This is a genomic window from Nocardioides luteus (genome assembly GCF_015752315.1).
In the GTDB taxonomy this organism is placed as follows: domain Bacteria; phylum Actinomycetota; class Actinomycetes; order Propionibacteriales; family Nocardioidaceae; genus Nocardioides.
Genome location: NZ_JADOVJ010000001.1, coordinates 4,158,842 through 4,181,738, shown reverse-complemented (window position 1 = coordinate 4,181,738; position 22,897 = coordinate 4,158,842). Strand labels below are relative to the sequence as shown.

Below are 22,897 nucleotides of genomic sequence, written 5' to 3'. Positions count from 1 at the left end.
GTATGGCCAGCGCGCCGTCGTCGAAAGCCCGGCGGGTTCCCCTCGGGCCGGAAGGTCAGGCTCCCTTGTCGCGGAACACGTCGGAGAGCGGGTCGGCCTCGAAGTACGCAGTCTTGATCTTCAGCCACTCACCGCTGAGGACCATGTCCTTCAGGACCTCGTCGATCTGCGCCTTGCGCTGGTCGCCGGAGCGGATGACGAACCCGATCGGGGCGTTGTCGACCTGGTAGACGATCGGCTCCTCCAGGACGATGGGGGCGCCCTTGATGATCGACTGCGCGTAAGGAGCTCCGTGGAACAGCGCGTCCGCTTCGCCCCGCTCGATCAGTTCGACGGCAGCGCCCACGTTCGGGGCCTTGACGATCTCGACGTCGTGGTACTTGTCCCGCAGGTAGGACTCCTGGATCGCGCCGTCGACGACGGCGATCCTCTTCCCGTCGACGTCGCGACGTGTCCGGATGGTCGATCCCTCGGGGGTGAGGAAGGCGACGTACGTCGAGAAGTACGGCGCGCTGAAGTCGAACTCGCGCTCCAGCACCGAGGTGTTCGTGACCTGGGCCCCGATCATGTCGATCTTCCCCGCTCGCAGGGCCGGGAAGAGCTCGTTGAAGTCCATCGCCACGAACTCGGGCTCGAGGCCCATGCCTTCGGCGACGCTGCGCGCCATCTCGTAGTCGAAGCCCTTGGCCGAGCCGTCCTCGCTCGTGAAGTAGACCGGCTCGGTGCTGTCGACACCGATCCGAAGGGTGTTGCTGCTGCCGACCGCGGCGCTGGCCTTGTCGGTGGCGGTCGGCGTGGACTGCGAGAAGTATCCGCTGAAGGCGATCGCGCCTAGGAGGACCACTGCGCCGGCGACGACCAACTTGATCTGGTTCATGTGGGGGGATCCTGTGGCTGGGGGCGGAGGCACCTGCCGATGGATGGCATGCAGGCCCGAGCGGTGAGGCGTGAACCAGACAACCGGACCCGTACGTCACGGGGAACGTGGCTCGACCAACACGGTGCAAACGGTCGGTGAATCCCGGGGGCTGCGGCAACCGACCGCTATGGCCGGCTCGGGGTCACCGCGTCGCGACCAGGTGCACGATGACCAGGTCGTCGGCCTCCAGCAGGGGCGCGATGATGCCGACCTCGTCGAGCAGCCGGCCGCTCATCACCGTGCCGCCGTCGTACCACGCGGGTCGCGGGCGGTTCTTGGGTGAGATCGCGAGAGGCACCGGCATCACCCGGTACGCCGTGTCCGGGGTCAGGCCGGGGAACCGGATGCGGCCGGCCGGCTGACCCAGGGTGTGGTCGAGCGCCGACACCCGGAACAGCGCCTCGCGCCCGTCGGGGGCGACCACGCCGTCGACCTGGAGGCCGTCGGGCACGGTGTCGGCCCGCACGACGCGGCCGGAGTGGAGCAGCCCACGGAACCGCTTGTGCAGCGCGATCCAGGCTCGGAGCTCCTCGCGGTCCGCGTCCGACATGGTGGTGAGGTCCCACTCGACGCCGAGATGTCCCCAGATGGCGGTGCCGGCGCGGAAGCGCAGGGTGTGCTGACGTCCGGTGGTGTGGTCGGTGCCCGATCCGACGTGGGCGCCCATCAGCTCGGGCGGGAGGGTCAGGCCGGTCCACCGGACCAGACGGTGCCCTTCGTGCGCGTCGATGCAGTCGGAGACCCAGGCCCGGTCGGTGCGCTCGAGGACTCCGAGGTCGAGGCGCCCGCCACCGCCGCAGCAGGACTCGATCTCGAGCCCGGGATGCTCGGCACGGAGTGCGTCCATCAGGCGATAGGCGGCGAGCGTCTGCAGGTGGACCGCGGGCCGGTGGTCCCGGCCGCGGCCCGCGCCGGTCAGCGCACGGTTGTGGTCCCACTTGATGTAGGCGATGTCGTAGCGGTCCACCAGCGCCGAGATCTGGCCGAACACGTGGTCCCAGGCGTCCGGGTTCGAGAGGTCGAGGACGTGCTGGTTGCGCGAGCTGATGCCGGGACCGGCGTGGGTGCCGAGGATCCACTCGGGATGCTCCCGGGCCACGTCGGAGTCGAGGCTGACCATCTCGGGCTCGAACCACAGCCCGAACTCCATGCCCAGGCCCTGCACGGTCTTCACCAGCGGGGTGAGGCCGTCCGGGAACACGCCCTCGTCCACCACCCAGTCGCCCAGCGAGCTCGTCGCGTCGCGCCGCCCCTTGAACCAGCCGTCGTCGAGGACGTACCGCTCGACGCCCAGCTCGGCAGCGCGCTCGGCGAGCTCGATCAGCTTCTCCGTGTCCATGTCGAAGTAGACGGCCTCCCAGGTGTTGAGGAGCACCGGTCGCTCGCGCCGCGGGTGGGTCGGGCGCGCCCGCAGGTGCTCGTGGAAGCGACCGGAGAAGGCGTCGAGCCCGTCGCCCCAGGAGGCGTAGAGCCAGGGCGAGGCGTACGTCTCGTCGTGGCCCAGCACCATCTCACCGGGCATGAGCACCTCGCCTCCGCGCAGCAGCTTCCAGCCGGTGAAGGAGTTCTCGGCGCAGAGCACCTGGTTGCCGCTCCAGCCGAGGTGGACACCCCAGACCCGACCGCCGCGGAAGCCGAACCCGGACCGGCCGGCGCACAGCACGGTGGCCGAGTCGTGGCCGGGACGACCGCCCCAGGCCTCGCGTACGTGCTGTCCCTGGGTGAACGCGTGGCGCTGCGGGGTGCGCTCGTGCGCGTGCCGTCCTGCCATGCCCAGAAGCTCGTCGGCTTCGGCCGGCACCGGCAGCGCCGGCTCGAGCAGCGTCACCTCGTACGGCGTCTCCGCCAGGTTCCGTACGCAGGCACGCAGGCGCAGCAGACCGTTGCCCAACAACTCGATCTCGGTGGTCACCTCCACGCCGGCCGGCCCATCCAGCGCGACGCTGGTGAGCCGGGTGCAGTCGGCCGACTCGGTGACCGTGTGGTCCACCGCGTCGAAGGTGAGCGCCCAGGCCTGGCCGTCGCGGCTGCCCAGCAGACCCGGACGACCCACCCAGCCACTGGTCTGCTGCGGCAGCACCGATGCCCACGAGTGCTGGTAGATCGCCCCGTCGAGGCTCGGCATCTCCAGGGAGCGGAGAAGGTCGGGCACGTGCTCGGCCGCGGTCTCGCCGAGATCCGGTCCCCAGTGGAGGATGCAGGGGAGCTCGGTGGAGTCGAGCCGGACGACCAGGCTGGTGTCGCCGCGGCGCAGGTGCACCCCGCCGGCGGGGCGGGTCGCGGGGGACGCGTGGGTCATGGGACTCCTCGTCATTGGGTGGTACGTCGGGTCAGCCGAGCCGGGCGTCCGGGCGTGCTTCGACGACCGTCCAGGACTCCGGCGGCAGGACCAGCGAGAGCGTGTCGCCCGGGCCGGAGGAGAGGTCGGTCGCGGTGAACGCGGTGTTCGACCCCGCGGGGTCACCGGCCGTGAGGGAGCGCGCGGACGGTGCGACGGGTGCCGTGAGCCCGTGGAGGTCGAGGCAGGTCTCGGTCGGAGTGGGGGAGCGGTTGGTCAGGAAGACCGACCACGCGCCCGTGTCCGGGTCGTGGGTGGCGGCGGCGGTGACGGTCGGGACCTGGCCGTACCGGTCGGTGGCGAGCGTCGCGCAGTCCACCTCGGCGGCCAGGACGGCACCACGCGCGGCAGCGGCGACCGCGGCGAACGGATGGAAGGTCGGCTGCCGCCAGGCCGCGCCGCCCGGCTCGGTGCGGATCGGGGCGATCACGTTGACCAGCTGGGCCTGGCAGGCGATCCGCACCCGGTCGGCGTGGTTGAGCAGTGAGATCAGCAGGTCGCCGACCACCACGGCGTCGAGGGCGCTGTAGTCGTCCTCGAGCAGCCGACCCGCCTCGGTGATCTGCGGCAGCCCCTCGTCGTTGAACCGCGACTGGTACCAGACGTTCCACTCGTCGAACGCGATGCCGATCCGCTTGCTGCTGTGCTTGCGCGCGGCCACCGCGTCGATGGTGGCGACGACCCCGTCGATGAACGAGTCCATGTCCGCGCCGGAGGCCAGGAAGCTGCGCCGGTCGCCGTCCCGCTCTTCGTAGTAGGCGTGCATGGAGATGTGGTCGACGACGTCCCACGCCTGCTCGAGCACCTCCGACTCCCAGTAGCCGAAGGTCGGCATGGTGTGGTTGGAGCTGCCGCAGGCGACCAGCTCGATGCTGGGGTCGACCAGCTTCATCGCCTTGCCGGCCTCGGCGGCCAGCTGTCCGTACTCCGCGGCGGACCGGTGGCCGATCTGCCAGGGGCCGTCCATCTCGTTGCCGAGACACCACAGGCCGACGCCGTACGGCTGCTCGCGGCCGTGCTGCCGGCGCAGGTCCGACCAGTGCGTGCCGGAGGGCAGGTTGCAGTACTCGACGAGGTCGGCCGCGGCCTGGATCCCGCGGGTGCCCAGGTTGACCGCCATCATCGGCGTCAGCCGGTTGCGCTCCGCCCAGGCGAGGAAGTCGTCTGTGCCGACCTGGTTGCTCTCGACCGACCGCCAGGCGAGGTCGAGCCGTCGAGGCCGCTGCTCGCGCGGGCCGATGCCGTCCTCCCAGCGGTAGCCGGAGACGAAGTTGCCACCCGGGTAGCGCACCAGGGTCGGGCCGAGCTCGCCGACCAGCTCCGCGACGTCGCGCCGGAACCCGTGCTCGTCGGCCGAGGGGTGCCCCGGTTCGTAGATCCCGGTGTAGACGCAACGCCCCAGGTGCTCGACGAAGCTGCCGAACAGCCGGGGGTCGAGGGGGCCTCGATCGCGCCGCTGGTCCAGCCGGACGAGCGCGGGGCGGGTCGTGCCTGTCATCGGGCGGCGCGGGTGAACACGGCCACCGCGGAGCCCGCCAGCTCGGCGCCGCGATCGGCATCCGAGGAGAACACCGGCTCGCCGAGGTCGCCCGGCTCGCCGAGGTCGACCACGTCGTCGGTCCGGTTGACCAGGAACCAGTACTCCCTCGCGCCGTCCGTACGGATGGCGAGCTCCACCCGGCCACGAAGCGCCTCGGGCAGCTCGCTGTCCACCCCGGCGGCCTCCATCAGCCTGGCCAGCAGCGCCTCGAGACTCTCCGCACCCAGCCGGGTGGAGACGTAGGTCGCCGAGCCCGGACCGACCGCCCGTCGCGTCACCGCCGGGCGGCCCGCCTGCAGACCGGTCTTGTACGTCGCCAGGATCTGTGTCTCGGGAGCCGTCGCGGTGATCCGGTCGGTCCACAGCGTCCCGACACTGCCGTCGTCGAGAACGACCTCGTCTCCGTCCAGGAGCGGCCCGAACTCCTCGATGCGGATGCCGAGCAGGTCGCGCAGCGCCCCCGGGTGGCCACCCGGCAGCACGTGGTTGTTCTCGTCCACGACGCCGGAGAAGTAGGTCGTGATCAGGTGGCCACCACGGTCGACGAACGCCCTCAGCCGGTCGGCCGTCGCGGCCGGCATCACGTGCACCACCGGCGCCACCACCACGTCGTAGCCGTCGAGCGGCGCACCGACGGGCAGGACATCGGCCCGGACACCGAGCGCCAGGAACGCGGCGTACCAGTCGAGCGCCTCCGCCCGATGGCTCACCGAGGAGCTCGGGTTGGCCTCCAGGTCGAGGGTCCACGACGACTCGATGTCGAAGAGGATCGCGGCCCGAGCCTGCCGGCGCCGCGACCCGACGACGGGGGCGAGCCGCTCGAGGTGCTGGCCCAATCGGACCACCGTCCGATAGACGTCGCTGTCCTCGCCGGCATGGGGCACCATCGCCGAGTGGTACTTCTCCGCACCGGACACGGACTGCCGCCACTGGAAGAAGCAGACGGCGTCCGCACCGTGGGCCACGTGCGTGAGCGAGTCCCGCACCAGCGAGCCGTCCGCCTTGGGCGGGTTGATCGCCCGCCAGTTGACCGCGCTGGTCGAGTGCTCCATCAGGAACCACGGCTCACCGCCGGCGATGCCGCCGGTCAGGTTGGCCGAGAACGACAGCTCGTCGCGGGCGCGGTCGTCGACCAGCACGTAGTGGTCGTTGGAGACGAAGTCGACCTCGGCCGCCCAGCCGGCGTAGTCGATGCCGGTGAAGTTGTCCATCACCATGAAGTTCGTGGTCACCGGCACGTCGGGGGTCAACCGGTCGAGGACCTCCCGCTCGGCGCGCAGGTAGTCCTTGAGGGCGTCGGAGGAGAACCGCCGGAAGTCCAGCTGGTGCGTCGGGTTGGGGATGGTCGGCGTCAGCCGCGGCGGCAGCACCTCGCTCCAGTCGCTGTAGCGCTGCGACCAGAACGCGGTGCCCCAGGCGTGGTTGAGCCCGTCGAGGTCGCCGTACCTCTGCGACAGCCAGGTGCGGAACGCGGCCGCGGCGTCGTCGGAGTAGTCGTAGAGGTTGTGGCAACCGAGCTCGTTGGAGACGTGCCAGGCGGCGAGCGCCGGGTGGTCGGCGTACCGGCTCGCCACCGCCTCGACGACGGCCAGGGCGTGCTGTCGGAACACCGGTGACGTCGGCCGCCAGTGCTGCCGGGCGCCCGGCCACATGGTCTCGCCGGTGCGCGTGACCGGAAGGATCTCCGGGTGCCTGGTGCTCAGCCAGGGCGGTGGCGAGGCGGTCGCGGTGGCGAGGTCGACGGCGATGCCGTGGGTGTGCAGGAGGTCCATCACCTCGTCGAGCCACTCGAAGTCCCAGGTGTCCGGGGTCGGCTGCAGGCGGGCCCAGGAGAAGATCCCGAGCGAGACGATGTTTACCCCGGCCTGGCGCATCAGCCGGACGTCCTCGTCCCACACCTCCCGGTCCCACTGGTCGGGGTTGTAGTCGGCCCCGAAGCCGAGGGGCCCGCGAGGGTTCTCGGTCGCGAGCGACTCGGGCCACCGCACCCAGCGGTGGGGTCGCCGGCTCATGCGGTCGTCCTGCGGGGTGCGGCGGTGCTGGCCCGGACCACCAGTCGGGGCCGTACCAGGGCCTCCTGGTGCTCGTGCTCGCCGGACCGGATCTCCCGGATCAGGGCGTCGACCGCGCCCCGGCCGACCTCGTCGAAGGACTGGTGGACGGTGGTCAGCGGCGGCCAGAAGTACGCCGCCTCCTCCATGTCGTCGAAGCCGACGACGCTGACGTCGTCGGGGACCCGGCGACCGCGCTCGTGCAGGGCTCGCAGGAGCCCCAGGGCCATCTGGTCGTTCGCGGTGAACACCGCGGTCACCTCCTCGTTGTCGGCCAGCCGGAGGCCGGCCTCGTATCCGGCCCGGGTCGACCAGTCGCCCGGCAGCACCGGCGGCACCGTTCGGCCGTGGGCCTCGAGCGTCTCCTGCCACGACGTCCGGCGGCGTCGCGCGGAGTAGGACAGCTCGGGTCCGGAGACGTGCCAGACGGTCTCGTGACCGAGGTCGAGCAGGTGCTCGGTCGCCAACCGTGCTCCGAGGGCCTGGTCGTTGTCGACGATCGGGTAGTCGTACTGAGCGCTGGAGTCGACCACGACCACCGGCAGTCCCTCCGGCACGACGACGCCGTCCAACCGGTGCGTCTCGACCAGGATGATGATGCCGTCCACCGCCTGCTCACCGAGCTGGTCGAACGCCGCTCGCACGGCGTCCTGGGTGGCGTCCAGCACCGGGAGCAGGTTGATGGCGTAGCCGGTCTCGGTGGCGGCGGCCGCGATCGCGTCGAGGGTGTGGGTGGTGCCAACGCTGGAGAGCTCGAACGCGATCACCCCGATGCTCTGGAACCGTCCGCTGCGCAGCGCCCGGGCAGCCCGGTTGGGCCGGTAGCCGACCTCGCGCATCGCGGACAGCACCCGCTCCCGGGTGGCCGCGTCGACATAGCGGGCGCCGTTCGCGACCCGTGAGACCGTCTGTCCCGAGACGCCGGCAATCCTTGCAACGTCGGCCTGCGAGGCCCCTCGCCGTGGCACCGGTCCCGAAGCCGTGCTGTCTGTCGCCATGGATCGCAATATTCCTTCCCCGCACCTGTTGACGTCAACATGTGTCGTACGTCACTGTACCTGTTGACGTTAACAGGCCGCCACCGAAAGGCGGTGAAAGGAGGCGGGACCGTGTCCCAGGATGTGGCCGAGATGGAGGGCCGCCGGGCGGCCGGTGGTGGTCCGCGACCACCCGTGCCCGGTCGCCGGTGGTCGCGCAGCGACACCAAGGGGTGGATCTTCGTCGGCCCGTTCCTGGCGGTGTTCGCGCTGACCTTCCTGGCGCCGATCGGCTACGCCGCCTACCTCAGCCTCTTCCGCGCGCAGGCGTTCTTCGGCACCACGGAGTTCGTCGGTCTGGACAACTACGTCGACGTGTTCACCGACGACAAATTCTGGGACGGTTCGCTGCGAGTGCTGCTGTTCTTCGTCGTACAGGTGCCGATCATGCTCGCCCTCGCCCTGGTGGCCGCGCTGGCCATCGACAGCGCCCGGCTCTACGCCACGAGCTTCTTCCGGCTCGTGATCTTCCTGCCGTACGCCGTTCCCGGCGTCGTGGCCGTCCTGATGTGGGGCTTCATGTACGGCACCAACTTCGGGCTGGCCGCCGACCTCAATGACCTGTTCGGCACTTCGATCGTGCCGCTGAGCAGCAACTGGATGCTCGCCTCGATCGCCAACATCGTGACCTGGGAGTTCGTGGGCTACAACATGCTGATCTTCTACTCCGCGCTGCGCACCGTGCCCGGCGAGCTCTACGAGGCCGCCGCGCTCGACGGTGCCGGGCCGCTGCGGACCGTGCTCTCGATCAAGATCCCGGCTCTGCGCGGGGCCATCCTGATCGCCACGATCTTCTCCATCATCGGGACCTTCCAGCTCTTCAACGAGCCGAACATCCTGCGCACGCTGGAACCCAACGTCATCACGACCTACTACACACCGAACCTCTACGCCTACAACCTGTCCTTCGGTGGGCAGCAGTACAACTACTCGGCGACGGTCGCGATCGTGATGGGCCTGCTGACCGCGGTGATCGCGTACGCCGTCCAGCTCCGCGGCTCACGAGAGGCGATGAGATGACGGGCCGGGTGAGCACGTCGCCGCTGACGCCGCGACGATCGCCGCTGCTGACCGTGCTGATGGCGCTGTTCCTCGTCTACACGCTGGTGCCGCTGGCGTGGCTGGTCCTGAGCGCCACCAAGACACAGGAGGATCTGTTCTCGAGCCCCGGGCTGTGGGTCGGCGACGACTTCGCGTTCTTCAGCAACATCCGCGACACGCTGACCTATCGCGACGGCATCTTCCTGCGCTGGCTGGCGAACACGCTTCTCTACGTCGTGGTGGGTGCCGGCGGCGCGACTCTGCTGGCCACCGCGGCCGGCTACGGCCTGGCCAAGTACCGCTTCCCCGGACGCCGGACGGTCTTCGCCGTCATCATCGGGGCGGTGGCCGTGCCCGGCACCGCGCTGGCCGTGCCGACGTTCCTGATGTTCTCGAACATGGGGCTCACCAACACGGTCTGGGCGATCATCATCCCCTCGCTGATCAGCCCGTTCGGCCTCTACCTGATGTGGGTCTACGCCGCGGACGCCGTGCCGGACGAGCTGCTCGAGGCGGCGCGCATCGACGGCGCCGGCGAGATCCGGATCTTCTTCACGGTCACGCTGCGTCTGCTCGCTCCCGGCGTCGTCACGGTGCTGCTGTTCGCCGTCGTCTCGACGTGGAACAACTACTTCCTGCCACTGATCATGCTGAGCGAGCCGAAGCTCTACCCGCTCACCGTGGGCCTCACCCAGTGGAGCGCCCAGGCGACGGGCGCCAACGCGCAGCCCGTCTACAACCTCGTGGTCACGGGATCCCTGCTGACCATCGTCCCGCTCGTCATCGCCTTCATCCTCCTCCAGCGGTTCTGGCAGTCCGGCCTGAGCGCGGGAAGCGTCAAACAGTGAAATGAAAGGAACGACATGTTGATCATCAGTGGGCGCAGAGCCCGCCGCCGGATCGCCCTTGTCGCGGCAGCCCTCACGGCCGCCTCCGTGCTCGCCGGTTGTGGCTCGGGCGACGGTGGCGGCAGCGGAGGCGAAGGCACGGCCGCGGACCTCGACGCCGCTCTCGAGGAAGGGGGCACCATCACGTACTGGACGTGGACCCCGTCCGCCGAGGCCCAGGTGGCGGCGTTCGAAAAGCAGTACCCGAACGTCGAGGTGAAGCTGGTCAACGCCGGCACCGGCAACGACCACTACACGAAGCTGCAGAACGCGATCAAGGCCGGTTCCGGCGGCCCCGACGTGGTGCAGATCGAGTACAAGGCCCTCCCGCAGTTCGCGCTGCCCGGCGACCTGGTCGACCTGCGCCAGTACGGCTTCGACGAGTTCGAGTCGGACTACACGCCGTCGACGTGGGCCTCGGTGCAGGCCGGCGAGGGCCTCTACGGGCTGCCGCAGGACTCCGGCCCGATGGCGCTCTTCTACAACCAGGAGGTCTTCGACGAGCACAAGCTCGAGGTGCCGAAGACCTGGGACGAGTACGTCGAGGCTGCCCGGACCATCAAGAAGGAGAACCCGTCGCAGTGCATCACCAACGACAGTGGTGAGGCCGGATTCACCACCAGCATGATCTGGCAGGCCGGTGGCACGCCGTTCGAGTCCGAGGGCGAGAACGTCACGATCGATCTGCAGGACGAGGGCACGCTGAAGTGGACGGGCGTGTGGAACCAGCTCATCGAGGACGAGCTGGCCTGCTCCATCCCGGGCTGGACCGAGGAGTGGTACAAGGCACTGGGTGACGGGACCATCGCGTCCATCCCCCTCGGCGCCTGGGCGCCCGGCGTGTTCGAGCAGTCCGTGCCCGACGGTGCGGGCAAGTGGCGGGCCGCACCGATGCCCACGTACGACGGCCAGCCGGCGACCGCCGAGAACGGCGGCGGCACCCAGTCCGTGCTGAAGCAGAGCAAGAACCCCGCGCTGGCGGCGGCGTTCGTACGCTGGCTCAACCACGACGAGGGCGTCGAGCCGTTCCTGGAGAGCGGTGGCTTCCCGGCCACGGTCGCGGACCTGGAGGACCCGGCGTTCGTCGACAAGAAGCTCGACTACTTCGGTGGCCAGCAGGTCAACCAGGTGCTCACCGAGGCAGCCACGCAGGTGGTCGAGGGCTGGCAGTACCTGCCCTACCAGCTGTACGCCGACACGATCTACGGCGACACCGTCGGCAAGTCCTACCAGACCCACACCGCCCTCGAGGGCGGCCTGACGGCCTGGCAGGAAGCGCTCGTGAAGTACGGCGACGAGCAGGGCTTCAGCGTCAACTGACCCACGACCACGACTGACGAGGACCGACAGCCGCCGCACGTCGCAGAGCGGCGGCTGTCGGTCCCTTGCGAGAGGCAGGCATGCCCGAGTTCACGATCGGCGAGACCGACTTCCTTCTCGACGGTGAGCCGTTCCGGATCCTCTCCGGCGCGCTGCACTACTTCCGGGTCCACCCCGACCAGTGGGCGGACCGGATCGAGAAGGCCAGGCTCATGGGCCTCAACACCATCGAGACGTACGTGCCGTGGAACGCGCACAGCCCCCGCCCGGGTGTCTTCGACACCGACGGCATCCTCGACCTGCCGCGGTTCCTGCGCCTGGTGGGGGAGGCCGGCCTGCACGCGATCGTGCGTCCTGGGCCGTTCATCTGTGCGGAGTGGGACAACGGCGGGCTGCCGCCCTGGCTGTTCCGGGAGCCGGGCGTCGGCATCCGCCGCCACGAGCCGCGCTTCCTCGACGAGGTCGAGAAGTACCTCCACCAGGTCCTGGCGCTCGTGCGACCGCACCAGGTCGACCTGGGCGGACCCGTGCTGCTGGTCCAGGTGGAGAACGAGTACGGCGCGTACGGCGACGACCGGGACTACCTGCAGGCCGTCGCGGACATGATCCGCGGCGCCGGCATCGACGTGCCACTGGTCACCGTGGACCAGCCCGTCGATGCCATGCTCGCCGCCGGTGGACTCGACGGGGTGCTGCGTACCAGCTCCTTCGGGTCGGACAGCGCGAACCGCCTGCGCACCCTCCGCGACCACCAGCCGACCGGGCCGCTGATGTGCATGGAGTTCTGGGACGGCTGGTTCGACCACTGGGGAGGCCGGCACCACACCACCCCCGTCGAGCAGGCCGCCGATGAGCTCGACGCCCTGCTCGCGGCCGGCGCCTCCGTCAACGTCTACATGTTCCACGGCGGCACGAACTTCGGCCTGACCAGCGGGGCCAATGACAAGGGGATCTACCGGCCGACGGTGACCTCGTACGACTACGACGCTCCGCTGGACGAGGCCGGGAACCCGACCGCGAAGTACTTCGCGTTCCGCGACGTCATCGCCCGCTACGCCCCGGTGCCGGCCGAGGTCCCGGTCGCGACTGGCCCCGCCCCCGAGCAGACGGTGGCGTTGGGCGAGCCGGTCCGGCTGCTCGACAACCCGGAGGTTTGGGGCTCCTGGAGCACGTGGGAGTCGCTCCCGATGCTGGACGAGCTGGATTCCGACACTCGTCTGGCCGTCTACCGGACCGAGCTGTCGGGCGACGGCGGCGGCCCGGGCGTCCTCACCCTCGGCGAGGTACGTGACCGTGCCGCCGTCTTCCTCGACGGCGCCCCGGTCGGCGTCCTCGAGCGGGAGCACGCCGAGCGGGCGATCGCGCTCCCGCGCGGCCGCGGTCGGCTGGAGCTGGTCGTCGAGGACCAGGGCCGGGTCAACTACGGCGCCCGTATCGGTGAGCACAAGGGCCTGGTCGGGCCGGCCCTGTTCGACGGGATGCCACTCACCGACTGGGAGGTCCTGGCCATCGACCTCGACCGGGTGCCGCGCCTGTGGCAGACCGTCCCATCCTCCGGCCAGGGCGCCGGGGTCGGGCCCACCGCGTGGCGCGCAACCTTCTCGGCCGAGCCCGACGTCGACCTCTTCCTCGACACCGCCGCCTGGGGCAAGGGCATCGCCTGGATCAACGGCTTCTGCCTGGGCCGCTACTGGCGTCGCGGGCCGCAGCAGACCCTCTTCGTGCCGGGCCCGGTGCTGCGGCCCGACGGCAACGAACTGGTCGTCCTGGAGCTCGACGTGCTCGCCGATCCGACAGCCCGTTTCGTCGCCGGGCCCTCCCTGGGGCCGCTCGAAGACTGAGTCCGACTTGGCACAGCGACGATCCCTTAGCTCCAGCAGCACAAAGGCAATCCCGTCGAATGCGACAGACGCGGCCAGGACCGTGTCGCCGATTCGGTGCGGCGTGGCGATTGCGAATCAACCCAGTGCGCGCCAGTTCACCATTTCGTGCATTCCCGCCCCTGCAGCCACGAGTGGTAGGACCGGCACGAAGCAGCGGGGCGTCTGGCCCAGCAGGAAGCGAACAGCCCCCGCAACGTCTTCGGCTGGGATCATGCGATCACGCGTTTGTTCGGGTGCCCAGCTGGTGCCTGGGGTGTCGACGAGTCCGGGTGTCAGTGCGGTGACGTGGATGCCGTCGGGGCTGAGCTCGGCGTGGAGGGAGCTCGAGAGGGCAACCAGGGCTGCCTTGGTGGCGGAGTAGACGGACGCGTAAGGGGGCGTCTCGGTCGCCGTCATCGAGCTGACGTTGATGATCCAGCTCGCGCCGTTGCTCCTGGCGGCCTCGTTCAGCTGAGGTAGGGCTTCCTGGATGAGCCTCACGGCGCTGCGGAGGTTCAGCGTGAGCTCCAGGTCAAGCTCCTTGGAGGTCTTCTGCTGGATCGGGCCGATGAGGCCAGCACCGGCGTTGTTGACCAGGAGGTCCAACCGAGCGTGACGGCGTACGTGTTCGGCGATCACATCCTTGGCAACGTCGCTCGCCAAGTTGGCGGCAACGACATGTACCCGGTCGGTGCCGAGTTCGGCAGCGGCGCTCAGCAGTTTGTCGCGGTCACGGCCTACCAAGGTCACCGACCAGCCCTTGTCGACGAGCATGGCAGCGGTCGCGAGTCCGATGCCTGCCGAGCCACCGGTCACGAGTGCGGCGGGGGCGCTCATGCGAGCGAGCGCCGCTCGTCATCGACCCGAGCCGCGATCTGAGCGTGCAGATGCTTCTTGTCGATCTTGCCCACCGCTGTCTTGGGCATCTCCTCGATCCACTCGAGCCGCTCGGGCCATTTGAACTTGGCCACGCCGAGGCCGTCGAGGTGACGTTGGATGTCGGTCATGGAGAGCGGCTCTCCGCGTCCGACGAGAAAGGCACACGAGCGCTCCCCGAGCCGCTCGTCGGGCATGGCTACGACGGCAGCGCCGATGATGTCGGGGTGGCGCAGCAGTAGGACCTCGACCTCCTCGGCGTTGATCTTCTCGCCGCCGCGGTTGATGACGTCTTTGAGTCGTCCCTCGACCGAGAGGAATCGTGAGGTCCCGTAGGTCTGCACGGCGACCAGATCTCCCGTCCGATAGAGCCCGGTCGAGGTGAACGCGCCGAGATTGTGCTCAGCGGCGTCGAAGTATCCGCGCAGCGTGTAGGGCCCAGCGCAGCAGAGCTCTCCCACCTCTCCGTCGGCAACCTCATCCTCGGATCCCGGGGCCAGGACCACGAATGAGTCCGCTGGAGACAGTCCAGAGCCGACCGTCGTCAGGCGGGCCTCGCGAGGTGCGTCGAGCGGAGTGACCGCGAAGAACCCCTCGCCCATCCCGAACAGTTGGCCGCTCCAGATGTCGAGTCCCTCGAGACGCTCGAAGATCGGAAGGGGCACCTTTGCGCCTGAGAGCACCACCGTCCGGAGGGTCGGTGCGAGCTCGTCGAACTCGGGGGAGCGGATGGCGTTGTAATGACCGTGGCCGAGGAGTACGTCGGTGACCCGGGAAGCCGCGAGGAGTGGAAGAGCCTCGGAGAGATCGGGGCTGGCGAGGATGAGCGCGCCCCCGACACTGTGGGGACCGTGCAGGCCGCAGACGATCCCGGCGTTGTGGATCAGCGGGATCAGGTGACCGTTTCGCGTGGTTTCGTCCCAATTCCAAGCAGCGGCGTAGGCACGTGCGTTGTACCAGTACTCGGCGTGCAGGCGGGGGATGACCTTCGGGACACCGGTCGTTCCTCCCGACAGTTGGAAGACCGCGACTTCGTCAGGATCGATTCCCGCCTGAATGGAGTCAACGATCGTGCGGGCGCTGGCGGCATCCACGTGCTGGCCGAGATCCTCGATCCGAGTTCCTGCCTGGTCGGGGCCGGCCGCGATCGTGAGGAGATGGCGCAGCTGGGGACGTTCGGCCTGCTGCTCCTCGGCGAATGCGACGAGGTCGAAGCCTCGGGTCCCCGACTCGACCAGGTGCGCGACGGCGCCGGTGCGCTCCGCGATGGGTCCGATCTCGTGGGCGCGGTGTACGGCCAGCGTGCAGACTGGGATGAGACCGGCCTTGAGGACGGCGTACCAGGCGACGACCGTCAGGAGTCGGTTGGTGACCTGGAACAGGACGCGATCCCCGGGTTCGAGACCGAGTTCGACAAGTCCAGCGGCCACGCGGTCGGCTCGCTCGTCGAGCTCAGCATAGGAGAGCCGGCCCTCTGCGGTGATGACCGCGTCGCGCGCGGCGTACTTCTCGGCGACGGCGCGAAACTCAGCCGCGATGGGGAGTGTCCCCCAGAGGCCTTCCGCGCGGTACGTCGACACGAGCTCCTGCGGGAACGGGACCACGCGTCCCGACCAGTCGATGCTGCCCATCCTCTGCCCCTCGGCATCTCGCCGCGACGGCCCTGTGACCGTCGTCATCAGTCTGTACCGTAAGGCTGATTCGACGTGAGTGTCAACTTCTTGACGTAGGTGTAGAACGAGACTACCGTGGAGACACTTGTCGTCGGCCGAAAGGCATCACCGTGGAACTGCGTTCCGTCGCCGTCCTGGGCGGAGGTCCGGGCGGTCTGTACGTCGCCCGTCTCGTCAAGCTGCGCCATCCCGAATGCGCCGTGGATCTGTACGAGCAGAGTCCGCCACACCAAACGTTCGGCTTCGGGGTCGGGCTCGCCACCCGGACTCAGCGCAACCTCGAGGCCGCGGACCCGGCGAGCCTGGCCGCGATCGTCGAGCGGTCGTTTCAACACGAGATGGCGATGGAGGTCCGCGGGCAGCGCTCGCTGCTACCCGTCGACAACCTCATCGCCATCGGTCGCTCCACCCTGCTGGACGTCCTGCGTCAGTACGCGGAGGAGGCCGGCGTCCGGTTGCACTACGGCGAGCGTGTCTCGGCGGCGGAGCTTGACGTCGAGTTGGTGATCGCAGCCGATGGCGTCAGTAGTGCGACCCGGGAAGAGGCAGCCGACGCCTTCGGCGCAACCGTCGATACTCATGAGTCCCTCTACCTGTGGTGCGGGACCGACTTCGCTCTCCCGAGCGCCCTATTCGTGCCTGTCGAGACGGAGCATGGCACCTTCGTTGCGCACGGATATCCCTACGCACCGGACCGCAGCACGTTCCTCGTCGAGACCGACGAGGAGACCTGGCGCCGAGCCGGTTTCGACCTGACGACAGCTCGCACCCGGTTCGACCAGACCGATGAGGAGTCGCTGGCCTACCTCAGTGCCGCGTTCAAGGACGAGCTTGAGGGCCATTCCCTGATCGGCAACCGCACCCGCTGGCTTCAGTTCCGCACCGTCCGGTGCGCGCGGTGGCATCAGCGCAATGTGGTGCTGCTGGGGGACGCTGCACACACGGCGCACTACTCGATCGGCTCCGGGACGAAGCTCGCCATGGAGGACGGGATCGCTCTCGATGCGGCCCTCGCCGCGGCGCCGGACCTGCCGACGGCTCTCGACCGCTACGAGACGGAACGCCGGCCCGCGGTCGAACACCTCCAAGACACCGCCCGGCGCAGCATGCGCTGGTGGGACACCTTCCCTGACCGGCTTGATCTTCCTGTCGACCAGTTGCTGATCGCTTACATGACACGCGCCGGGAAGGTGAGCGTCGACCGCTTCGCCGTCCTCGCCGACGATGTCGTACGCCGCGGGCTGAGTCAGTACGCCGGCTGCGCGGTCTCTGACGTGCCCGACGACGCTCGGACGCCGTGGATTCTGTCTCGACCCCTTGCTCGTGACGGCAAGGCATGGCCGTCGCGCTTGGTCTCGGTCGAGGAGCTGGGCGTCCATGACGAGGTCGTTGTCGATGTACGCGACCCCTGGGGCCCGGAAGGCGACGCGCTGGTGAAGCAGCTGGCTACCGGTATCGGCCAGCCCGCTGGCCGCGTTCTCCTTCGTGCTGAGGACGACCTTGGCTCGACCCTCACGATGTTCGACCTGGGCGAACGGCTACGCCGGGAGACGGGCTCGGTTGTGGCGGCGCGGGTCGATGAGCGCTGGACCGAGAACGCCGTCGCCGCGCTGGCCAGCGGCCGCATCGATCTGGTCGTTCATACGACGTTCTGATCGTCCGGGTACGAGCACGAGGGCCCGATCTCCTTCTCGGAGATCGGGCCCTTCGCTCTGGTGGCGGGTCAGAACCGTTGGCGGAGCCAGTTCTCGATACGCGTCGCCGCCAGCGAGGTGCCGGTCGGTGCGCCGGAGCGGATCGGCCCACCGAAGTGGGTGCCCGGCACGGCATCGACGGTCAGGTCGCTCGCCGCCAGGGAATCGCTCATGGCCGTGATGTCGGCCGGGAAGGACGCCTGGTCCCCGGTGAACTCCAGCAGGAGGGTGGGGACGGTGACTCCCGGGGCACAGCGGACGAAGTCGGCGTTGGTGGTGTTGGCCGACCATGTCGAGAGCCAGGCCTCGGCCGTGCTCAGCCGGCCGAAGCCGACGAGGCCGTAGTTGGTCAGGTCCGGGCGTCGCCCGAACAGCGAGCCATACGGCCGCTCGTTGGGGTCGAGGGTGAGGTCGATGTTCCGCAGGTCAGCGTCCGTCCGGTGGACAGTGATGAGCCGCGGCGCGAGCGCACGCCGACGGTCGGCGGGATCGCCGCCCTCCTTGAAGGCGCTGTTCGCGGCCACGGCCGCGGCGACGTGCGCACGCGCGACCTCATCGATCCGGTGCAGCCGCTGCTGCTGCGCCTCCCGGTAGCGCTCGACGAACTCGGCGGCGTACCTGGTCGGCTCCGGGGCCGCCCGGTAGCCGTTGCGAGCGTCGAACGGGTCGAGCTCCGGATCGACCGACAACGGGTCGGCCTCGTCCACGACGGACGGGTCGATCACTCGCCGGAGCAACGCGCCCTGGCCCGGATGCGGCGCCAGGAAGACGACACCATCAGGCAGCGGCATGTCGGCACTGCGCAGCGCGACCGGGCGTCCCGAGGGCGCCGTGGCGAGCCGCCGCGCGGGGTCGAGGCGGGCCTGTTGGCAGTAGAAGGCGGCGAGGGTGCCGCCACCCGAGTGGCCCAGGGACACCACGCCGAGACCCCGCGACCGCAGAAAGGCATGCCCTGCTGCGAAGTCGAGGATCGCCTGCTCGTGGATGAGAGCGAGGTCGTTGTTGGGCGACCTCGACCCTTGGGTCCATACCGCGTAGCCCGAGCGAAGGAGGTACGGCACGAGCGAGTGGTGGGTGACATCCTGGCGCGGGTGCATGATCGTCACGACGGTCTGCGCGCCCACGGGCATCCGCAGCACGCCCGTGACCTTGGCATCATCGGCCGTGACGAGCTCGTGGATCGAGGTGACCACGCCGTTGGGGGCGTCGATCGCATCGACGTAACGGCCGGCGCCGAGCCGGGTGGCGGTGCCCGCCCGGTCAGACCTGGTGCCGGTCATCGCCGCTCCAGCCGGAGCGCGTCCTTGTCCCACTGGGCGATGCGGCAACCGTCGAGGCCTCCGACGCAGCTGTACCAGACCGCATGACGGGCGCCCGTCGCCCGGCGATCGATGGTGACCGGGTCCTCGGATGCGATGACGAAGTACGGTCCGAGCTTGTCGACCTCGACCCCTGGAACGTCCCTGGCCACGGCGGCGATTGCGGTGTTCTCGGGGACGTCGAGCATGAAGAGACGGTGCGTCATCGCGCCACCGGCCCTTCCGGCCCGGCGACCTGATCGGACCGGGTGTCCTCGACGAGGGCCTTCTGGTGCTCCTGCCAGGCCTCGGCTCGTTCGACGATCAGCTCGGCCTTGCGCACGAGCAGCTCGTCCATGCCGGCGCCAGGGCGCTGGACGATATCGACGAGGGCGTCGATGGTGAGGTTGGCGTCCAGGTCCTCCTGGGGGGTGACCGGGCGCAGTGCACGGGTGATCTCGACCATGTAGCCGTTCGGGTCGTGGGTGTAGATCGACTCGATCGTCTCGTGCTGGATCTGCATCTCGACGGGCCACTGGCTCGCGTCGAGCCGGCGGCGGTACTCCAGCAGGTGATCCTGGCTGTCGACATGGATCGCCAGGTGGCGCGAACGGACGAACCACTCCGGTGTCTCATCCCCGAACTGGGCGTACACGTCGCCCTTCGACACCTGCGGCGCCGGCAGGCCGAAGTAGTAGAAGAAGGCGATCCGATCGTCGTTGCCGATGTCGAAGAAGAAGTGGATGAAGTCCGGGTGGTCGTCCGGGCCCCAGCCGGCGGCGCAGATCGAGTGCACGACCGGGAAGCCCAGAGTGTCTCGGTAGAAGCGCACCGTGCCGGCGGGGTCGAAGGTGGGGAAGGCGGCGTGGTCGACGCCGCGGACCAGGTGCTGGTCGGAGAGTGAGCTCATCGGGTTCCGTTTCCTTGGGGTCGGATGGTCTTCAGGTGACGGGCTGCAGGCTGTCTGTCCGCAGCAGGGAGCCGGCTCCAGGGATGTCCACCGGCAGCCCGGCGGCACGCAGGATGCTGTAGGCGCCAGCCGTTGCGGCGGACAGCACCGGCACAGCCAGCTCTTGCTCGGCCGCCTCGACCAGCGGAAGCGATGGCATCTGGACGCATGCGGAGATGACGAGTGCGTCGACGCCGGTCAGATCGAGGTTTCGCGCGGCCTCCATGACCCGGTCGCCCGGGATGCAACCGACCTCGCGGTTGTCCTCGACCTCGAGCGCCCGCCAGTCTGCGACCTCGAAACCCTCGGCCTCGAGGTAGGCGACGACCTTCTCGGCAAGAGGCCTCATGTACGGCGTGACCAGTGCGATGCGTCGCGCTGACAGTGCCTGGAGTCCTTCGACCAAGGCCCCCGCGCTCGAGCGGACGCGTGCCTCGGCACCGCCGGTCGCAAGTTGCTCGGCCACGAGACCCTCGACCCGCTGGTGTTCACCTGGGCCGACAGACATCAGGGCGACCAGGCAGGCATAGAGGATGACGTCGGGCGAAGCGTCACCCAGCTCGAGAATGCAACGCTCGCGCTGCGCGTTCATCGCGGCGAGCTGCTCGGGGGAGACCTTCGCCATCCGCATGCGGCTGGAGTGGAACGAGAAGCTCGCCTGCGGGTGGCGGTTGAGGATGGCCGGCATCTCCGTCTCGACGGTCACGTTGGAGCTTGGGACGACCAAGCCGATTCGTACGTGGTTCATGAGGGTCCTTTCGTCTCATTTCATGATTCAACGCACGCGACGAAAAGTCAACGCGATCGTCAATCACTACGACGCGGAGTGCTCGCCTCCCGAATTTACGAAGATGTCGAACTATTGACGAACGCGTCACACGGATCTACGGTCGGCGTCGACAAAGGAGTTCGACATGCAGACACCCACGACCACGACCGGAGCCGGGATCCATGTCCGGCGAACCCCGCGACCCGTCCTCGCACTGAGCTTCGCCGCACTGACCCTCGAGGGCTACGACCTGATCATGTACGGCACCGTGGTGCCGAGCCTCTTGAGCTACCGGGCCTGGGACCTCACCCCGGAACAAGCCGGCTTCCTGGGATCGCTCGCGGTCTTCGGCATGCTGTTGGGTGCCCTGGGGTCGGGGGCCCTGACGGACCGGATCGGGCGCCGCTGGACCATGGTCTTGAGCGTGACTGTCTTCTCTGTGGCGATGGGCCTGTGCGCCGTCGCGACGAGCCCGGGCCAGTTCGGGTTCTTTCGGTTCGTCGTGGGCCTGGGTGCCGGCGGGCTCATGCCGACCGCGGTCGCGCTCATCGTCGAGTATTCGCCGATGCGCCGGCGGAGCCTCAACACGGCCATCGCCTTCGCCGGCGTAGGGATCGGCGGCGCCGTCGCCGGCCTGCTCGCCATCGCCATCGTCCCCGCTTACGGCTTCCGGGCCATGTTCGCCGTCGGCCTCGCCCCGCTGATCATCGTGCTGCCGCTCTTGCTCCGATTCCTTCCCGAGTCGGTCGAGTACCTGCGTGCACGGGGGCGCGAGGAGGAGATTCGCGAGGTCATCGAGCGCCATGGCCTCGAGATCGACCACGAGAGCGTCCATGGACCGCTCGACAGCGACGTCGCAGAGGTCCCGATCGCACGAGGGACACAGCTTCGCACGATCTTCGGCAGGGATCTGCTGGTGACCACACTGCTCTTCTGGGTGGGGACATTCCTGTGCTTGCTGGTGCTGTTCGGCGCCAATGCATGGCTGCCCGCCTTGATGGTCAAGGCTGGCTACGGCCTCGGCTCGGCGCTGTCCTTCCTCCTGGTGCTCAACCTCGGCGCAGTCCTCGGGACCTTGGCTGCCTCGCCGTTAGCCGATCGACTCGGCTCGAAGCCGATCGTCGCCGCGGCGTTCTTGGCTGCGGCAGTGTCACTGTCGCTGCTCGCGCTGCGCCCGCCGACCGCTGTCGTCTATCTCCTCGTAGCCATTGCGGGCGTCGGCACCACAGGCACCCAGATCCTGATCAACACCTATGTCGGGACCTCCTACCCGACCGCCAGCCGGGCGACGGCCCTGGGTCTGTCTCTCGGTGTCGGGCGCCTGGGCGGGGTTCTCGGTCCCACCTACGGTGGCTATCTGCTGGCCACCGGGCTACCGGTCTCCGGCCAGTTCTACGCCTACGCCATGCCGGCGCTCTTCGGCTGCTTGGTCGTACTCGCCATCCCCGGCGCCAAGCGCAACCAGGCGACGACGGAAGCCGGCAGCCATGCGTGAAGCTGTCGTCGTCAGTACCGCCCGGACGCCGATCGGGAAGGCGTACCGAGGCGCGTTGAGTGAGGTCTCCGCACCGGAAATGGCAGCGCACGCCATCGCTGGCGCTCTCGGCCGGATGCCGATCGAGACTGGCGAAGTGGAGGACGTCGTCCTGGGCTGCGCCATGCAGGAAGGGACGTCCAGCTACAACGTCGCACGGCAGGCCGCTCTTCGGGCGGGGCTACCCACCAGTGTTCCGGGCATGAGCCTCGATCGTCAGTGCGCGTCAGGCCTGATGGCGATCGCAACCGCAGCCAAGCAGATCGTCGTGGACGGTATGCAGGTGACGGTCGGCGGCGGGGTCGAGTCGATCTCCTTGGTCCAGAACGACCATCGCAACACCTACCGCGCGCAGGACTCCTGGCTCGCCGAACGAGGGCACGACATCTATGTGAGCATGCTGGAGACGGCCGAGACCGTCGCGGAACGCCATGGCATCACGCGGGACGTCCAGGACCGGTACGCGCTGGAATCCCAGCGACGTACGGCCCAGGCACAGGCGAGTGGCCTGTTCGCCGACGAGATCGTGCCGTTCCGTCTCGAGGCAGACGAGGGCAACCGTCCGTCGACGACGATCGAGGGTCTTCGCGGACTGCCACCGGTGCTCCCGAACCGTCCCGAGCGCCAGGCGACGATCACCGCTGGGAATGCCTCGCAACTGTCCGACGGGGCCGCCGCCGTCGTCCTCATGGAGGCCGGCGAGGCCGCCCGGCGCGGCATCGACCCGCTAGGGATCTACCGCGGGATGGCGGTGGCAGGATGCGAGCCGGACGAAATGGGGATCGGACCGATCTTCGCGATCCCGCGACTGCTGCGCCAACACGGGCTGACCATCGATGACGTCGATCTGTGGGAGCTCAACGAGGCCTTCGCCTCCCAGGCGGTCTACTGTCGAGACCGGCTGGGCATCGACCCCGACAGATACAACGTCAACGGCGGAGCCATCGCCATCGGACACCCGTACGGCATGAGCGGCGCCCGCATGGTCGGCCATGCCCTCCTTGAAGGGCGTCGCCGTGGAGCGCGGTACGTCGTCGTCAGCATGTGCGTCGGCGGCGGCATGGGCGCTGCCGGCCTCTTTGAGCTGTGACACCGCCCTACCCTTGACA

The 22,897-nt window shown here is 69.0% G+C and carries 18 protein-coding genes; 7 read left to right on the top strand and 11 right to left on the bottom strand.

Annotation, left to right across the window (positions count from 1 at the left end; genetic code table 11):
- Positions 1-55: 55 nt before the first annotated feature.
- From HD557_RS20100 to HD557_RS20080, 5 genes are all read right to left on the bottom strand, one after another.
- Positions 56-877 carry a substrate-binding periplasmic protein gene (locus tag HD557_RS20100; RefSeq protein ID WP_196875182.1) on the bottom strand — a complete coding sequence of 274 codons (822 nt, stop codon included), beginning with the start codon at positions 875-877 and terminating at the stop codon, positions 56-58.
- A 184-nt stretch (positions 878-1,061) separates the two neighbouring features.
- Positions 1,062-3,218, bottom strand: a complete 2,157-nt coding sequence (locus HD557_RS20095) for an alpha-galactosidase (protein WP_196875181.1) — start codon at positions 3,216-3,218, stop codon at positions 1,062-1,064.
- Positions 3,219-3,249: 31 nt separating this feature from the next.
- On the bottom strand, positions 3,250-4,755 hold the full coding sequence (gene arfA, locus HD557_RS20090) for an arabinosylfuranosidase ArfA (protein WP_196875180.1): 1,506 nt from the start codon (positions 4,753-4,755) through the stop codon (positions 3,250-3,252).
- Positions 4,752-6,809 (bottom strand): beta-galactosidase, encoded by a 2,058-nt coding sequence (locus tag HD557_RS20085; RefSeq protein WP_196875179.1) that lies wholly within the window; start codon positions 6,807-6,809, stop codon positions 4,752-4,754. Before HD557_RS20085 ends, arfA begins: the two co-directional genes overlap by 4 nt.
- Positions 6,806-7,846 (bottom strand): LacI family DNA-binding transcriptional regulator, encoded by a 1,041-nt coding sequence (locus HD557_RS20080; protein WP_196875178.1) that lies wholly within the window; start codon positions 7,844-7,846, stop codon positions 6,806-6,808. The genes HD557_RS20085 and HD557_RS20080 overlap by 4 nt, the downstream gene beginning before the upstream one ends.
- Before the next feature lie 111 nt (positions 7,847-7,957).
- Here HD557_RS20080 and HD557_RS20075 point away from each other — a divergent pair, with 111 nt between their 5' ends.
- The 4 genes from HD557_RS20075 to HD557_RS20060 all read left to right on the top strand — a co-directional run bounded on the left by HD557_RS20075 (position 7,958) and on the right by HD557_RS20060 (position 12,974).
- Positions 7,958-8,905, top strand: coding sequence for a carbohydrate ABC transporter permease (locus HD557_RS20075; protein ID WP_307785668.1), 948 nt, complete (start codon positions 7,958-7,960; stop codon positions 8,903-8,905).
- The gene (locus tag HD557_RS20070; RefSeq protein ID WP_196875177.1) at positions 8,902-9,774 is read left to right on the top strand and encodes a carbohydrate ABC transporter permease; all 873 of its coding nucleotides are present in this window, start codon (positions 8,902-8,904) and stop codon (positions 9,772-9,774) included. The genes HD557_RS20075 and HD557_RS20070 overlap by 4 nt, the downstream gene beginning before the upstream one ends.
- Before the next feature lie 15 nt (positions 9,775-9,789).
- Positions 9,790-11,133 (top strand): ABC transporter substrate-binding protein, encoded by a 1,344-nt coding sequence (locus HD557_RS20065; RefSeq protein ID WP_008359082.1) that lies wholly within the window; start codon positions 9,790-9,792, stop codon positions 11,131-11,133.
- 80 nt (positions 11,134-11,213) lie between these two features.
- On the top strand, positions 11,214-12,974 hold the full coding sequence (locus HD557_RS20060) for a glycoside hydrolase family 35 protein (RefSeq protein ID WP_196875176.1): 1,761 nt from the start codon (positions 11,214-11,216) through the stop codon (positions 12,972-12,974).
- Between the two features lie 117 nt (positions 12,975-13,091).
- Here HD557_RS20060 and HD557_RS20055 read toward each other — a convergent pair whose 3' ends face one another.
- Together HD557_RS20055 and HD557_RS20050 are read right to left on the bottom strand one after the other, a co-directional pair.
- Positions 13,092-13,832, bottom strand: a complete 741-nt coding sequence (locus HD557_RS20055; RefSeq protein WP_196875175.1) for an SDR family oxidoreductase — start codon at positions 13,830-13,832, stop codon at positions 13,092-13,094.
- Complete coding sequence (locus HD557_RS20050; protein ID WP_231380377.1) at positions 13,829-15,550, bottom strand: (2,3-dihydroxybenzoyl)adenylate synthase; 1,722 nt, start codon at positions 15,548-15,550, stop codon at positions 13,829-13,831. The genes HD557_RS20055 and HD557_RS20050 overlap by 4 nt, the downstream gene beginning before the upstream one ends.
- 104 nt (positions 15,551-15,654) lie before the next feature.
- On the opposite strand from HD557_RS20050, the gene HD557_RS20045 reads away from it, so the two are divergent.
- Complete coding sequence (locus HD557_RS20045; protein WP_196875174.1) at positions 15,655-17,199, top strand: FAD-dependent monooxygenase; 1,545 nt, start codon at positions 15,655-15,657, stop codon at positions 17,197-17,199.
- A gap of 68 nt (positions 17,200-17,267) precedes the next feature.
- Here HD557_RS20045 and HD557_RS20040 read toward each other — a convergent pair whose 3' ends face one another.
- The 4 genes from HD557_RS20040 to HD557_RS20025 are packed head-to-tail and all read right to left on the bottom strand — an operon-like array spanning position 17,268 to position 20,233.
- Positions 17,268-18,518 carry an alpha/beta hydrolase gene (locus tag HD557_RS20040; RefSeq protein ID WP_196875173.1) on the bottom strand — a complete coding sequence of 417 codons (1,251 nt, stop codon included), beginning with the start codon at positions 18,516-18,518 and terminating at the stop codon, positions 17,268-17,270.
- Positions 18,515-18,763, bottom strand: a complete 249-nt coding sequence (locus tag HD557_RS20035) for a hypothetical protein (protein ID WP_008359075.1) — start codon at positions 18,761-18,763, stop codon at positions 18,515-18,517. Before HD557_RS20035 ends, HD557_RS20040 begins: the two co-directional genes overlap by 4 nt.
- Positions 18,760-19,446, bottom strand: coding sequence for a VOC family protein (locus tag HD557_RS20030; RefSeq protein ID WP_196875172.1), 687 nt, complete (start codon positions 19,444-19,446; stop codon positions 18,760-18,762). Before HD557_RS20030 ends, HD557_RS20035 begins: the two co-directional genes overlap by 4 nt.
- A 31-nt stretch (positions 19,447-19,477) precedes the next feature.
- Positions 19,478-20,233, bottom strand: a complete 756-nt coding sequence (locus tag HD557_RS20025; protein WP_196875171.1) for a maleate cis-trans isomerase family protein — start codon at positions 20,231-20,233, stop codon at positions 19,478-19,480.
- Positions 20,234-20,399: 166 nt separating this feature from the next.
- On the opposite strand from HD557_RS20025, the gene HD557_RS20020 reads away from it, so the two are divergent.
- Together HD557_RS20020 and HD557_RS20015 are read left to right on the top strand one after the other, a co-directional pair.
- Positions 20,400-21,749: an MFS transporter gene (locus HD557_RS20020; protein ID WP_196875170.1), complete on the top strand. Its 1,350-nt coding sequence runs from the start codon at positions 20,400-20,402 to the stop codon at positions 21,747-21,749.
- Positions 21,742-22,878 (top strand): acetyl-CoA C-acyltransferase, encoded by a 1,137-nt coding sequence (locus HD557_RS20015; RefSeq protein WP_196875169.1) that lies wholly within the window; start codon positions 21,742-21,744, stop codon positions 22,876-22,878. Before HD557_RS20020 ends, HD557_RS20015 begins: the two co-directional genes overlap by 8 nt.
- The last annotated feature ends 19 nt before the right edge of the window (positions 22,879-22,897 follow it).

Excerpts from the sequence above, each read along its gene's own strand:
- HD557_RS20100 (WP_196875182.1), bottom strand. The coding sequence starts at position 877 with ATGAACCAGATCAAGTTGGTCGTCGCCGGCGCAGTGGTCCTCCTAGGC.
- HD557_RS20095 (WP_196875181.1), bottom strand. The coding sequence starts at position 3,218 with ATGACCCACGCGTCCCCCGCGACCCGCCCCGCCGGCGGGGTGCACCTG.
- arfA (WP_196875180.1), bottom strand. The coding sequence starts at position 4,755 with ATGACAGGCACGACCCGCCCCGCGCTCGTCCGGCTGGACCAGCGGCGC.
- HD557_RS20085 (WP_196875179.1), bottom strand. The coding sequence starts at position 6,809 with ATGAGCCGGCGACCCCACCGCTGGGTGCGGTGGCCCGAGTCGCTCGCG.
- HD557_RS20080 (WP_196875178.1), bottom strand. The coding sequence starts at position 7,846 with ATGGCGACAGACAGCACGGCTTCGGGACCGGTGCCACGGCGAGGGGCC.
- HD557_RS20070 (WP_196875177.1), top strand. The coding sequence starts at position 8,902 with ATGACGGGCCGGGTGAGCACGTCGCCGCTGACGCCGCGACGATCGCCG.
- HD557_RS20065 (WP_008359082.1), top strand. The coding sequence starts at position 9,790 with ATGTTGATCATCAGTGGGCGCAGAGCCCGCCGCCGGATCGCCCTTGTC.
- HD557_RS20060 (WP_196875176.1), top strand. The coding sequence starts at position 11,214 with ATGCCCGAGTTCACGATCGGCGAGACCGACTTCCTTCTCGACGGTGAG.
- HD557_RS20055 (WP_196875175.1), bottom strand. The coding sequence starts at position 13,832 with ATGAGCGCCCCCGCCGCACTCGTGACCGGTGGCTCGGCAGGCATCGGA.
- HD557_RS20050 (WP_231380377.1), bottom strand. The coding sequence starts at position 15,550 with ATGACGACGGTCACAGGGCCGTCGCGGCGAGATGCCGAGGGGCAGAGG.
- HD557_RS20040 (WP_196875173.1), bottom strand. The coding sequence starts at position 18,518 with ATGACCGGCACCAGGTCTGACCGGGCGGGCACCGCCACCCGGCTCGGC.
- HD557_RS20035 (WP_008359075.1), bottom strand. The coding sequence starts at position 18,763 with ATGACGCACCGTCTCTTCATGCTCGACGTCCCCGAGAACACCGCAATC.
- HD557_RS20030 (WP_196875172.1), bottom strand. The coding sequence starts at position 19,446 with ATGAGCTCACTCTCCGACCAGCACCTGGTCCGCGGCGTCGACCACGCC.
- HD557_RS20025 (WP_196875171.1), bottom strand. The coding sequence starts at position 20,233 with ATGAACCACGTACGAATCGGCTTGGTCGTCCCAAGCTCCAACGTGACC.
- HD557_RS20020 (WP_196875170.1), top strand. The coding sequence starts at position 20,400 with ATGCAGACACCCACGACCACGACCGGAGCCGGGATCCATGTCCGGCGA.
- HD557_RS20015 (WP_196875169.1), top strand. The coding sequence starts at position 21,742 with ATGCGTGAAGCTGTCGTCGTCAGTACCGCCCGGACGCCGATCGGGAAG.